The following is a 14,602-nucleotide window of genomic DNA, read 5'->3' as shown; positions in this document are numbered from 1 at the left end:
AAGCGGAACAATTATGAACACAAGCTGATGCTGTAGATTAGACTGCAAAGTGTATGAAAACTGTACTCTCTTACCAAAAGTACAGCCTGCTCGCTCATTACCTCAAAGTTAAGCGGGACTTAAGGTATTTACCATTCGTTTCTAATGATAAGGAGAGCTTTATTTTGATAGTGCAATCATGCGAAGCTCGCTGCCATAAACCAGCTCTTTTTAACTTGGCAAAATGCAACTCATTCTGTTCAGTAGATAAAGCAGCGACAAAACGGCGCTTTCATTTATGGCTTTTTATAGTACTTATGTCTTCTTTTTCAGGTGACAGGTTGTTTTTCTCCTATGCTCTGGCTCAGGAGCCAATCGGAGCACACTTGAAAAAATTATGGGTACAGGATGATGATAGACACTATATTCCAGCCACAGATCAACCCTCTCTTTCATATTTTGCTCCACACCGTGCTTATTTGACTAAACCTCGTTACAGGCAAATACCAGAGCAGGAATTAGCAATTTCTGTATTAACAGAAGCGTTTTGCAACGATGAAAGCCTGGATAGTATCATTATCATTCCCGCCCCCATGCTATTGGATGGAAGCGGGGGCACCGCTACCGCTCCTTTGAAATTCGATCCTCTGGTTTTTAACACTCAGTCATGCATGTGTGAACCCAGTGTCTGGTATGGCGTTCAGGTCAACCATGTCAACGGTTTGAGCGGTAATGAGCAACTGGTTGATACAAAGTTTGAAGACCGGCAGTGCATCTGCCACCCTAACACAATATATTGTTGCCCCAATCATATGGAAGACTTCAGGGGACTGGTAGAGCCTGAGCTTTTAATAAGCACCGGCCTGGAGCCGGATTTTGACCTGGCCTGCGATCATTTTCGCATCAACTATTTCAGACAAATACCCATCGGAGTATACGACAACAGTACCCATTTCATCAGAAGTGTCAGGATTGAGCAGTCCGACCCTATCGAATCTACAACAACACCTAATGGCTTATCGGTTCTGCTGATAGACCCAGATAATCCAGCGGTCAAACCTTTAAAGTATCTACCACTTGCTGACGTTATTCCCACCCTGATTTTAAGCTGCCAGTCTGATAACCAATTCGCTATTGTACCGATAAATACCAACTTTCAATCAACAAACATCCTTGATGGTCATGGAACACTTTCTGCGGAAAAAAACTACACTCTTATCTCTTTGACACCTTTTATCCAGATTGTCGAAGACCATTATGATGGCTGCAGACTTATCAGCACAATAAAAGAATTATTGCCAGGTGATGAAGAACCTGGAGAACCAGCCACCACAGAGCCTTACTCACCAAATACGGTCGCTTCCACGACAGAGGAAGACAGATCCGATCCAACCCTTCACACAACGCCTTCATGCGATTCCAGCCTACCGGTTATTTGCTCAAACCGTTTCAGCATAGGCTTAACCGCAGGTGCCGGAGCAGGGACCTTTTCGGTTGCTACCACTTTGACCTTTCTTACCGTATTGAGTACCACTTTGGTTCATCATTATTTTATGTGTAAACAATCGCAACAGAACATCAATATAAATATAGAAATGAATACTCAAGTTATGACAAATTAGCTTGATTATTGCACAAAATCTTGGCGTCCCCAGTCATTGCCTGCTAAACCGCGCCAATTTAGAAAAGCGGAGTTCTGAGAGCTATGAGTCGGTGAGGTTTAACCCAGAAATTATATTCGGATGATGTTTTCAGCCAAGGGGTTTCCTGAAACGGCAAAAAAGCCAAGCTAGCCCGGAAATTTCATAAAGTGTCGAGCTTCTCGCTCTGCTATTTTTTCGGCTGACACATTTTGTCGTCATATTCATGCTTATTGCATGCTCATAATGAGTTCTAGACAGCGACGACAAAATGCTGTCATGGCGGGAAAAGAGCTAGCGAGAAGCCGACGAGCGATGTTCGTTTATTTTCGTACACATCAGAAAACGAACACCCCAGTGTTTCCGCTACCTTTACCCTGATTAGAGCGCCTTTATGAATTTTCCGGACCAGGAGCCTGTCGGACTTAAGCTTTCGAGCATGCTCTCTATTGAAGAGTCAGTAGAGCGAGTCAAATTATTCGATGGATTCGTGCGAATAGTTGACCTATTCAATCGAATTCATCGAATAACTAGGCCGTTCCTTCTGAAATTCAGGCCGAAATTGCCTTAAGTCCGACAGGCTCCTAAACCCCATCCAGTTTGAAATCCAGACTTTTTCTCGTTTCGTGCTTGCACGAAACAACCGCAGGGATGCGGACAGAAACAGCTTGCTGTTTCTGAGTTAAACCGCGCCAGACTCAAAACTTTCAAAACTCCGTCTTTTTCTAAGTTGGCGCGGTTTAGAACGTTAACTCAGGAGGCTCAAGTTGCTTTCAGCGCTTTCTGACTACAACACTGCCAATCGAGTAACCCGCTCCGAAAGAGCAGATAACACCGCGACTGCCAGCCTCCAGGTCAGCAGAATGTTTATGGAAAGCAATGATTGACCCAGCAGAGCTGGTATTAGCGTATTCATCCAGAATGACAGGTGCTTCTTCAGCGGTGGCTTCACGACCCAGCACTTTCCTTGAAATAAGCAGGTTCATGTTCAAGTTTGCCTGATGCAGCCACATTCGGGACAACTCTTCTGAAGTCAGCCTCAACTCATCCAGATGACTCGAAATAATCTCTGCTACTTTCGGGCAGACTTCCTTGAAAACCTTACGGCCATTCTGCACAAACAACTTGTCTGGTTGCCCTATTCCAGATTCATCAGCACGATTCAAAAATCCGAAATTATTGCGAATATTGCTGGAAAACTGGGTCCAGGCCTTGGTGCCCAGTATCTCAAAGCCCTTTTCACTTCTGGCAACACTGTCAGACTCAACAACAACTGCCGTACAGGCATCGCCAAAAATAAAGTGACTGTCACGGTCACGGAAATTCAGATGCCCAGAGGTAATCTCAGGACTGATCACCAGAACCCTTTGAGCATTACCGGAAAGAATGGCATCGGTTGCAGCTTTGATACCAAAAGTCGCTGAAGAACAGGCAACATTCATGTCGTAGGCGTAGCCAGAGGCTCCCAGGTAATATTGCACTTCAACAGCAATGGCTGGGTACGCTCTTTGCAAGTTGGAGCAGGCCACAATCACCAGGTCTACTTCTTCAGGTCGCACTCTGGCCTGGGAAAGCGCATCGCGGGCAGCATGCAACGCCATTTCACATTGAACGGATATTTCTTCATTATCCCGCTCAGGCAGGCAGGGTGCCATACGATCAGGGTCAAGTACGCCTTCACGATTCATGACATATCGACTTTTAATGCCAGATGCTTTTTCTATGAAGGCACTGCTACTCAGTGGCAGTGGTTCTTTTTCACCGGCAGTGATTGCCTGCTGGTGTTTGTCATTTTCTTTTTGAGCCCAGGTGTTATAGCTCGTGACCAGTTCATCATTACTGATAGCACTGGCTGGGGTATATAGCCCCGTTCCTGTGATAATTGCAGCGACAGCCATGCTTGCCTCGATCACCTTATTCTTATGTTCTTAGTGATCCTATATCATGCACCATGGTAATAAAACCTTAATGTTTTGCCTCAAACTTCATTGAACGACAGTCGTCTTTCAGGTGGTTGAGACCTCACAGCATCCTCCCAATGAGTATTTCTTCTCATGCCTCGATGACGATTCATAGCTTTCTCCATACTGGTGGCACACTCAACAAAGCCTGTTCCTATCAAATGATATAAAACCCGCGAAACTCTCGACTCATTATGATCATAAACAGATTTGTTCCATTTATGCCTGTCTGATTTTGAGTCATCAACATAGACTTGGTCACCCTTTCGATACATTCCCCAGAAACCAAGAATCTGATCCAGCGATTTTTGTAACTCCATCTGTAGTTTTCGGTCACTTTGAATTTCCATCACCATCTGATCAGTCAACAGAGGAGCGGTCCTGTTGTATTGACTGGATTGACTGTTGGGGAATAACAATTGAATGTAATCATGGGCAGACTCGCACTCCCTGTGGGTGAACTTTCGAATACCTTCTAATGTATGCTTCTGCCCGGCAATTTTATGCTTACCTTTTCTTGAAAAAGCCAGCCAGTGATCGGTCATTTCCAGTTCTTCATTTTTGGTGCGTTGCGTAGCATTCTTAACACGGGCTATTTGTGATGGTTTTAGCCAACCTGTTGAGCCCGTTCCAATAGCCGTTGCCCCTGACGAAGGTCTGGATGATTCTGTTCTTTCTGTTTTCCTTGAGGGCGAACGACTGAAAAGCTCTTCACGCTGTCTGTCAGAGCTTAAGTGGCTTGAACTGCTAACAAAAGGTCCAAAGTCATCCTGAGCACTTCCAGCTACCTGTGCTGAAGAAGAGCCTGTAGATCTCACCGGAGGTGTAACCTGCCTGCGAACACTTTCTCCACCGAACAGAACATCGGGATAACGCTTTCGAATACGGCTCATTATTATGCCGGAGACTTCATTGTCTCGGTGATCTTCTAAAAAGCTATTGATCACTTTAGGTATGACTGCCTGGACATAACGCTCTGGCAGTGCTTTCAGAACGTCTTCCAAAGCAGTCCATATTTCTTCACCCATCTTTTCTGAATGACCGGTATGAGAGTGATCCATATAGGCCTGATGCATGGCATGATAAATCCTGTCGTAGGTATAGCGGGGTGTATCCCTGATTTCAGTCAGAACTTGCTCAGCTACATCTCTGGTCAGCTCCGCTGGATTAAAACAATTGATTTCAATTCTTCTGGTAGCCAGACCACGACGTTGAGCCCCCATGTTCATCTGATTGATCAGCGTTTCCAGCTCATCGTAGAGCTTTTCCTGCTCTTCAACCCTGACAACGCTTCTCCCCCAGGCTAAATAGTTCTGTTCGTTGCCTGCAGTGACCTTCAGCGGCCCATCTTCAACATCCGCCCCAACTTTTTCAGCCCCCCAGCAGCCCAACGCCTTTAATTGAGCAGTAAGGTCGTCAACTCTGGTCGATATCATAAATCCATCCCTGCCTTGGTATCCCTAATTAATGGGCAGAATAGTCCCTGCCCTCAACTCATCCCTGATTTGCATTAACATGGCTCCGAGGCGGTTTTCGCCCCCTCTGGCAATGCCCCAGTAGCTGTCTTTGTCAGAATCTTCATAAAGTGGTTGATTTCCCGTTCCCAAAAGCTTCTGACGAAAAAAGTCATCCTGTCGTGCTTTTTCCCTCAGCGCATGCAGCATGACGCTGTCCCTGGACTGAAGCCACTGATCATGAGCAACATCCAATGGAATGGTAAAACGAGGATTCTGGCGATCCGGATGAATATAGCGAAACACATCACCCGCCGTTTTTAATTGTTGTATCTGGGGCCACCGACTCTTATTAAATTTTTTGGCCTGAAAATAATGCTCTGTGGTCGGCCAGTTGTACCCTTCAATGGTGATGCCACCGGGTGGCTCATAGAAATTGGTAAATTCGTAGTAGGACTGGCCTCTGTTATAAAACATAACCCTGGGTTCATTCCGACAGGCTCCCAGAGCATGGGTTTGTATGTAGTCCTTATAAGAACGAATCGCTCCCCTGGCTTCAAGTTGACTACTTGAGAACCTCACCAAGGGCTTTCCTTTAGCTACTTTAACAGCATCAGCCCAATGTGGATTCAGAGGTACTTTGGCCAGCCTTCTTTGCTCTTGCAGCGTTCTTTCCAGATTGGCAGCACAGCTTTCATAACCACAAGCCATCAAACATTTGATGACTCTCGTTAAGCGTCTGTGGTTATGATCATCATTGTTCAAAATCCACTTTCTGTGTGCCGCGCCCTTGCCTGGGTCAACCTGAATTGAATCCCCTTGTCTCGTCAATCCCCAGAAATCGAGCATTTGATCAAGAGAAGATTGCAGCTGCTGCTGCATCACCGGATTTTGTTGAACCTCCCAAATCATCTGAGGAGTTAAAAGTGGAGCCTTGGGTTTAACAGGACTGGGGTCAACATTAGGGAAAAGCAGCTGAATATAATCATGCTGCCCCTCCATGGCTTTAGCATCCAATGCCCTGATCTGATTAATTGTCCACGCTCGACTCTGGCTCTGGATAGGACAGTCAGCATCTACAACAAAGTTAATCCACTTCTCGGAGGGAGTGGTTTCAGTGTTTGAAACCCCTGGAGGAGGGATTTCCAGTGATTTTGGAACGACAGGACTGAGCTCAGTAGGTATTAAAGCAATCCCAGGTTGCAGCGCTTCTGCAATATCTCTGAAATGCTGGGTGCCTGTTATCGGCACAGGCGTATAGCCAGGAACACTGGGCAACTCTCCAACCCGATGGAGATCAAGATAGACAGCAGACTCTTTCAGCTCAGCATCAGGCTGTTCGATCCCTTCGTTTGCCAGTAAATGTTCATGATGGACAACGTCCAGAATACTCAGAGTGAGATCGGAAGCTAACTGAGCCTTTATTTTCTGCTGATCAAAGTGCCCTCTAAGAACGCTCACTTCCTCGACCAGTTGCTCATTCAGGGATTGAAAAAGTTCGTCATCACCCAATAACGCTTCATCAGGGGGAATGATGGATGTCACCCCTTCATCAGTCACAAAGACCACCTCAAATGGCAGGTCTTCAACCTCTTCCAGAGATCCATCAAGATAATGACTGAGGTTTTCCAGATTTCGGGACAGGAAACTTTGGCCAAGGAGGTTTTCAGCATGACTGCATTGATTTTGATAAGACTGTAACAACTGGGACTGTCTGGCCGCTTTACCATTCAAGGCCGGAGTTGCAGAACTTGGAGAGACTTTTCGCTGATCAAGAGGATTCCCTTCAACCGTTTGCTGGTCCTCCGGAATCTGGCGCTCAGTTGGCTTTACCTTCTGCTCACCGTGAGTATGACCAGTATCACCGGTTACATGGGGAGAAGGTCTGCCTGGTGGGGGTATGTCAGAATAAGTCATGCCTATAGCCCAAAGAACTATCCTCTTCAGACTATCGGCATGATCCCGAAAAATTCACAAAATGGCTTTGATCCGGGTAAAAAATGAAAATTCATTGCCTGAAACAATGATCCATCTAACCCGTATTACGCATACCCGCAGCAATGCCTGCAACTGTGATCATCAAAGCCTGCTCCAGGTTTTCGCAGACCTCTCCCTCTTCCGTATGTCGCACTCGGTAGAGTAACTCTGCCTGAAGCACATTCAAAGGATCGGTATAGGGATTGCGCAAAGCAATAGCCTGCTTGTTCTGAGGATGATTAGACATCAACTCTTCCCCTCCCTTGAGCTCCAGCAACGCCTGAATAGCGGTGTCCAGCTGCTCTCGCAAGCTTTCTCCCAGGTGCTGAAGGCCTGTGGGGACCAGCCGGTCCTCATAGTATTCAGCCAGTTTGGAGTCGGTCTTCATAAAGACCATTTCCAGCATTTCCAGTCGCGCTTTGAAGAAGGGCCATTGACTGATCATTGCTTCCAGAGTGTCTCGCTGACCTTTTTCCAGAGCATTATTCAGTGCCACCCCACACCCAAGCCAGGTAGGCAACATCAGACGAATCTGGGTCCAGGCAAATATCCATGGAATTGCCCGAAGGCTCTCCACTCCTCCATTGGGCTTACGCTTTGCTGGTCTGGAGCCCAGCGGCAGCTTGGCGAGTTCCTGCTCTGGTGTTACAGCGCGAAAGTAAGGAACAAAATCGGGTTCATCACGAACCATACCCCGATAAGTTTGCAGGGAATCGCTGGCCAGCTGATCCATCATATCCCGCCAGCTTTGCTCTGGCACAGGCGGAGGCAGCAGAGTAGCTTCCAGAGTGGCACTGGCATAAAGCATCAGACTGTTAATCGCTACGTCCGGGAAGCCAAACTTGAACCGGATCATTTCTCCCTGCTCAGTGACGCGCAGATTACCGTTCATTGAACCTGGAGGCTGAGAAAGAATGGCCGCATGAGCAGGGCCGCCACCACGTCCGATAGTGCCGCCACGTCCGTGGAACAGAGTCAGGTCTACATTATTTTCACGGCAAACCTCTGTGACTTCTTCCATGGCCTGATACTGCGCCCAGGCGGCTGCCATCCAACCAGCATCCTTGGCAGAATCTGAATAACCAATCATGACCATCTGCCCGCCATGACAATAACCACGGTACCATGGCAATGCCAGCAAAGAACGAATGCAGTCACTGGCGCCGTCCAGAGCATCCAGCGTTTCAAACAGGGGAGCGATGGGCATAGCGAAATCGACACCACACTCTTTCAGCAATAATGCCACAGACAACACATCGGACGGCGTATATGCCATGGAAATGACGTAAGCCCCCAATGCCTGCTGACCTTCCTTAGCAATGGCCCGACAGGTTGCAATGACTTCAGCGACGTCGTCTGAAGGCTGCCAGTTTGCCGGAATCATGGGTCTTGGATTCTGGAGTTCTTTCAACAGAAACGTCTGTCTTTCCTGTTCATCCCAACTCTGGTAATCACCAATCCCCAAAGCGCGGGTTAACTCACTGATGGCTTGAGTATGTCGGCCTGCTTCCTGACGAATATCCAGACGAATCAGAGTGAGACTAAAGCTGTGAGCACGACGGATCATGTCCAGCAGAGGGCCATCAGCAATGACGCCTAACCCTACCTCATGCAAAGAGCGATAGCAGAGCTCCAAAGGCTCAACCAGATCTTTATGATCCAGGAGCACTTCAGAAGATCGGGGTTTGTCCACCAGTGAATATTCGCACCAGCTTCGTGTCTCTCTGAGTCGCTCTCTTAATTCCTTGAGTACAACTCTGTAAGGTTCTCGACAGCCCCCCATCTTTTGCTTCATTTCTTCACTGCACTCCGTCATGGAGAGCTCGCCGATCAGAGGCTTTAGATCCCTGAGGTATAAATCAGCTGCCATCCAGCGGCTCAGCAAAAGAACTTCTCTGGTCACCTCTGCGGTGACGAATGGGTTTCCATCCCGATCTCCCCCCATCCAGGAAGAAAAACGAACCGGCACCGCATCCAGTGGCAGGCCAATTTCAGTGTGTTCTTTCAACCTTTCATCCATTGCACGAACAAAATCAGGTACTGCGTTCCATAAAGAGTGCTCTATCGTGGCAAACCCGCCCTTCGCCTCATCAACAGGAGTGGGACGTTTCATCCTGAACTCATAAGTGTGCCAGGCCTGAGCGATTAACTGACGAAGCCGGTCTTCAATACGGGCACGCTCTCTGAAGCTCAAACGACTGCTTTCCAACTTGCTCAGGCATTCAAAAATCGATTCATGTTTCTGGATCAGGGTTCTTCGGGATACTTCCGTGGGGTGAGCCGTCAGTACCAGCTCCATGTCCAGATTGGCCACACTTTCAGCAATCTGTTCTCTACTGAAGCCCTTATGCCTGAGCCTGGCCATCAGCTCATCAAAATGATCAGGAACGCAGAATGTTTCGCCATGACTGACCGCAATGCTGTCATACTGCTCAGCCAGATTTGCCAGATTGAGAAAGTGACTGAATGCCCTCGTGACTGGCACCAGATCATCATCAGAAAGGTTCTTGAGCTGATCCAGCAGAACTTCCCGGTCAACCTCACTGCCCGCTCTTGCAGCCTTGGAAAGCTGACGAATGCTCTCAATCCGATTGAAAAAAGCTTCACCATGATGCTCTTTTATAGTTTGACCCAACAGAGTACCTAGCAGGTTCACGTTGCGACGCAGATTCGCCTTGCTGTCCGTCATAGCTTTAACTTCCCGAGTTTTTTACCGTGAAAACTTTTTCATCACCCGAGATGACGAAAAATTTATCTTCCACTCATGGCACTTTGTTCATGGCTAAAAGCACGCTCACCCCAGGAGCCTGACCTGTCTATTCCCGGTCAGGCTCCTGGGGGGCGTTGACAATTAGCCATGAGCTCAGTTCAACCTACGGCTGTTCAGGCGAGGCATAAGGCGCAGGGCATGGTTATCCCTGTTCAAGTCTTATAACGCAGCATGAACGGCCGTAGGTTGAACCCTTTGGGCGGGAAGAAGAGTCTGGCAAGCCGCGTTACTCACTGCTTATGTGGCACACCACACTGCGCAGTTCGTGCCTTGCCTGCCAGACTCTTCTTCCCGCTGAGCACATGTCTAATTGTCAACGCCCCCTAGTCTATTTCAGGAAATATCAGAGCACTTTTGAACTAAAGTACCGTTTTACATCCCTCAAAATGATGATGCACGACTTCGAGAATCACTGAGCCTATACCATAAAAACCGAAGAAAAAAGCTTTCACAAACACTCACTCAGTCACTCAGACAAGTACAAGACACACAAAATATGGACATAACCGTTTCAGAAGGGATTGCGGAGAAGATTGAGTGCCCTGAAAACGAAATAATGCATCGTTTTCAGGGCACTTCGTCGCGAGTTTAAATGAAAATAATCAGGGGAGGACCCTGGTGTCATTTACAGGAGGATTCCAACTCGTCTGTTCAAGAGAAGCTCCATGCTTGGCAAACGCATCCTCTACAGACAATCTTTTATAGGGATCAGGCTGCAGCATGTCCCATAGCATGTTGGTTGCTGGCCCCAGCAAGTGCTGACGATCATTCAGGAAGGTCCAGATATCATTTTCCAGGGTCTGCCTGAGCAGTGTTCCAGCATGTCCTTTGGCTCTGAAGCCGTTACTGAGGACCAGAAACTCCTGGACTATGTTGGGCTGATGCATAGGGTTCTCACCCGTCAGCAATTCTGCAATCGCAATCCCCAGACTCCAGCTGTCACACTTGGTTCCGTCACTGTAGTCTTCCTTTTGCCTCTCTGGTGCAGCCCGGGTGCTGTATGACAACACACCAATATTCGGAATCCGGTTATTGCGGCCATTGACTGTTCTTAACTCTTCAGAAAGACCAAAGTCAGAAACCTTAACGCCTTCTTTGTGGGAATAGAGGAGATTATCAGGCTTTAAATCCAGGTGCGCATAGCCTTTCCTGTGCATATGGCGCATTCCCCTCATCAGCTGATGACAAGCCAGAAACCTTTGCCCCAGAGGCATTTGACGCCAGATTTTGCTTTTTAAATCCAGACTGCCATCAGCCAGCTCCAGCTGAAGCCCTGCTACGGTTTCTGAGACCTCATCCATCATGATAAAGTCATCCTGCTCATGTTCTTTGACAAGCTTGACTTTACTTTCAACGGGCTTTTTACCTACTTCCTTGACGATGTGAGGGTGATCCATTCTGGCAATAATCTGTCGTTCCTTCTCCAGATTAATCATTTCACCCTGGAAGTTTTTACCGGGACCATCCAGCGCCACTTTCATTGCCCGGGTCTCCCTGCCACTCTCTATCAGGCGGGCTTCACCAAAGTTACCGGCACCCAGCACTTTACCGTGAGTAATAACCTGTCCTTTGTCGTTTTCCCAGGCCCTGACAATTTCCTCACGCCTGATATCAATCAATTGTCGTATCCTGTCAGACCCCGCCCCTTTGAAGGCACCATCAATAAACTCACAGCTCAACTTAACATTCTCAGCGAACTCTGCGGACATACCCTGCACTTCAACATGATTCAACCAACCATGAAATTCATTCACATACTGTTGAACCTGAGGAGTCTGCAGAGTCTGATTCTGATAGCCTTCCTGAATAACACTCATCAGAAGCCTGAACTGCCCTTCAAGCTCACTGAAACGAACTTTCTGAACCCGGGGATAGTTATGAAGCGCCCTGAGTCTCGAGTCTCTGAGTACTTGCTGGAATGGCTGGATATCTAGATCGCGAAACTCTCTTGATGCTTTATCCAGCTCCTGCAAAGCATTTTCAATGAATCCAGAGGACTTGCCTGTCATATCAACGGTACCCAGCCAACCCATGCAGGTTTGCATCAGACCGTTCGCTTCACCAGCTCTCATGGTCTGGTTTCTCAGCCCATCTCGAACAACGCTCATCAGCAGCTTAAAGCGTTTTTCGATGACCGGGAGATCTTTCTCAGTCACTGCTGGATAATTGCGAAGCTCTCTGAGTCTCTTCTCTCTAATAACCTGCTGGAATCTCTGTGTGTCCAAACCCGGGACATCCCTTGAAGCCTCACCGAGATCTTTCAGAACATTCTCAAGGAACTCTGTTGAGTCACCTTTTAGAGTCACCGCGTTGAACCAGGCCAAAAACTCTCGAACCAGACTGTTCGCCTCCTGAGGGCCCATGGTCTGACTTCTTGTGCCCTCTCTGACAACATGCAGCAATAAGTTGAACTGTTGCTGCATTAGAGCTGGCTCAGCTTCTTTCACCCTCGGGTAATCCCTGAGACGCTCTATCAATTTCTGCCTCAGCACTTGCTGAAACTCAATGGTCCTTACTCCAGGGAAAGCCTTCTCAATATCAGCACAGTTACTCAGAGCACCTTCAACATACTCTTTTGTTAATTCCAGAGTTTTAGCAGCACTGACAAATGCACGAAAGTTAGCAAATAGCTGATTGACTTCCTCAGGAGACAATGTTCTGTTTTTGTGTGCATAATCCAGAACACTCATCAAGGAATTAAATCGTCCCTCAAGCATTCGTAATGTGACTTGATCTTTTCTTAGATGAACTTTGAGTGTTTCCAGCCTTCTTCCATAAACAGCTGGATCCTTGATCACGATAATATCAGGTACCTTCAGTTGCACTTGTCTGGATTTCTTTTCTGGCAGAGGCGGAGAAGGTTCTTTGACCACGGCTTGAGGCACTGCCTGAGGCTTAACCTCGACAGGGTGAGTCACAGGTGGTGGAGTGACTGTTTTTTCAACTTTTTGTGGTTCCTCAATCACTTTCGCTACAGCAGCCGGCTTTTTTTCCTGCCCGACCGGTTTGGGTGGAAGTGCGATCGGAGGTGGTAGCTCTTGCTCAATCTCTGGTGGCAAGACTGTTTTTACACTGGCCTTCTTCGCAACCGCAGGCTCATCCTGTACTTTTTGTTTAACAACAGCCGGTGTTTTTATCTCTTCCGGCACTAAGGGCGTGGAAACTGGAACGACAGGAGGCTCAACAGGTTTTTCTTTAACCACTTCTTTTCGTGGGCGTGTGGGTTCTTTTGTCTGAGCTTTGGCAGCCGGTGGAGGAGTAACGGCTAATTCAGGTTCTTCCTGCTTTCTAACAGGTGCTGGAGATACACCTGGCTTCTTATCAACAGGAACAGTTTTTCTTTCGGGTACTTTAAACTGGACACCCTCATACTTAGCAATTCGTCTACAGACTTCTTCAACGGCAGGAATTCCAAAGTGACCTTCAATAAAAGAGAAGAGCGCTGCTGAAGTCAGTTCTTTAACCCGGTCCTCCATCAAGCCGGCTCGGGCTGTTTTCCAGCGCTGAACCATCTCATCAATCATCTTTGGTTCATCCAAGGCACTGCAGTCAAAATACCCTGTGCCCAAAGTGTCGACAAGAATATCGTAGGTATATTTGTGACTGTTTTTCAGCTCTAGCAACTTGGCATCAAGCAACTCTTTAGTCAGCTCGGTATCATCTGTCAGAACCTGAACATTCTTACCTGTGATCCCACGGTTATGAAGAAACTGATTCGCTCTGGTCTCCATTTCCTGAAGCTGCTTGACCAGATTGAGTTGCTTTTCAACCGACACAGGTTTGACCCAATAGCTTTTCCAGTCTCCCCAGTTGGAAGGAGGGCCCGCTAACAGATCCGCTTTCGGGTTGTCATTTTCAGCACCGACAAGATCCGTCTCACGCGCTGCCAAATTAAAAAGTTTGGTCGACAATCCGTCAACTCTATGACATATCATGATGCAGCCACTCCATAGCCTTCAATATTCAGTTTCCACAAGTTTAGATGGGTATTGAAAGTCGGATCTTACACAGCTGCAGTCTTTCTCAAACGAGCAGTTTTTTTTGATTAGCGGCTATTTCATTTTTGCCAGTGGCAGTGCCAGTGTCATTTCTGTTAAATCCACCAGCAACTTGTCGGGGTTATGAATCCATTCAATACAATACCCACTTTCATCCAGTTCATAGTCATGAGTCACCAGACAGCTATAGAGCGCATCCCATGCAGCCAGATACCCTATGCAGTGCTTCTCCATGTAATCTGAAAAAACGGCCCCAGACAGGAGCGTCGGCAGAAGCTTCCGGACTAACAACCCCTACCAAAAAACGTCCAAAGGATTTTCGCTGGAATAAAGTCATCTCTGGGAAAAGCAATCCTTTCCATACGGCTTTGAAACTGATGGGGCTTTCCACTACACACCCTGTGCAAAGATTGCAGCATGGAAGCCATGGCATAGTCTACAAGGTACAAGACAAGAGCAACCATAATTATGCTCTAAAGATGATTTCTTCCAGACGTACGGGACAAAAAGATGACTTTTTAGGCCTTGAAAAGGAGAAATCATGAGTCTTAAAGTTAATGGACACAAATATATTATCCATACCTATGCATTAGTGGTCAGTCACACACAAAAAAACACCTTCCGCCTGATTGACTCTATAGAGCAGATCCCCCCGCATGATCGACAATTCTATCAGGTACAGGCAATCATCATGGATCTAGGAGTCTGTCGGACTTAGCCGACCGTAGCGAGAAAAAGTCCGGTTTGAGACAGTTTTTATGATTATTTGAGGCGAATAGCGAGCTATTCAACGAAAAGAATCATAGAAAATGGCCAAATCCGG

General features: G+C 47.3%; 8 protein-coding genes. 2 read left to right on the top strand and 6 right to left on the bottom strand.

Going from position 1 to position 14,602, the window contains the following annotated elements; genetic code table 11:
• Nucleotides 1–53 precede the first annotated feature (53 nt).
• Nucleotides 54–1,601, top strand: a complete 1,548-nt coding sequence (locus ACR2PX_RS28295; protein WP_434002699.1) for a hypothetical protein — start codon at nucleotides 54–56, stop codon at nucleotides 1,599–1,601.
• Between the two features lie 791 nt (nucleotides 1,602–2,392).
• Here ACR2PX_RS28295 and ACR2PX_RS28290 read toward each other — a convergent pair.
• From ACR2PX_RS28290 to ACR2PX_RS28265, 6 genes are all read right to left on the bottom strand, one after another.
• Entirely contained in the window at nucleotides 2,393–3,517 is a 1,125-nt protein-coding gene (locus ACR2PX_RS28290; protein WP_434002698.1) for a beta-ketoacyl-ACP synthase III, read from the bottom strand.
• Between the two features lie 80 nt (nucleotides 3,518–3,597).
• Complete coding sequence (locus ACR2PX_RS28285) at nucleotides 3,598–5,016, bottom strand: opioid growth factor receptor-related protein (protein ID WP_434002697.1); 1,419 nt, start codon at nucleotides 5,014–5,016, stop codon at nucleotides 3,598–3,600.
• A 24-nt stretch (nucleotides 5,017–5,040) separates the two neighbouring features.
• Nucleotides 5,041–6,951, bottom strand: a complete 1,911-nt coding sequence (locus ACR2PX_RS28280) for an NADAR domain-containing protein (protein WP_434002696.1) — start codon at nucleotides 6,949–6,951, stop codon at nucleotides 5,041–5,043.
• Nucleotides 6,952–7,066: 115 nt separating this feature from the next.
• On the bottom strand, nucleotides 7,067–9,700 hold the full coding sequence (ppc, locus tag ACR2PX_RS28275; protein WP_434002695.1) for a phosphoenolpyruvate carboxylase: 2,634 nt from the start codon (nucleotides 9,698–9,700) through the stop codon (nucleotides 7,067–7,069).
• Between the two features lie 683 nt (nucleotides 9,701–10,383).
• The gene (locus tag ACR2PX_RS28270) at nucleotides 10,384–13,716 is read right to left on the bottom strand and encodes a protein kinase domain-containing protein (protein ID WP_434002694.1); all 3,333 of its coding nucleotides are present in this window, start codon (nucleotides 13,714–13,716) and stop codon (nucleotides 10,384–10,386) included.
• Between the two features lie 117 nt (nucleotides 13,717–13,833).
• Nucleotides 13,834–14,013, bottom strand: a complete 180-nt coding sequence (locus ACR2PX_RS28265; protein ID WP_434002693.1) for a hypothetical protein — start codon at nucleotides 14,011–14,013, stop codon at nucleotides 13,834–13,836.
• A 307-nt stretch (nucleotides 14,014–14,320) separates the two neighbouring features.
• Between ACR2PX_RS28265 and ACR2PX_RS28260 the strand changes: the two genes are divergently transcribed.
• Nucleotides 14,321–14,497, top strand: a complete 177-nt coding sequence (locus ACR2PX_RS28260) for a hypothetical protein (RefSeq protein ID WP_434002692.1) — start codon at nucleotides 14,321–14,323, stop codon at nucleotides 14,495–14,497.
• Nucleotides 14,498–14,602: the final 105 nt, after the last annotated feature.

This window comes from Endozoicomonas sp., assembly GCF_051008435.1.
Classification (GTDB): domain Bacteria; phylum Pseudomonadota; class Gammaproteobacteria; order Pseudomonadales; family Endozoicomonadaceae; genus Endozoicomonas_A.
This window is presented reverse-complemented; position numbering and strand designations above follow the sequence as displayed.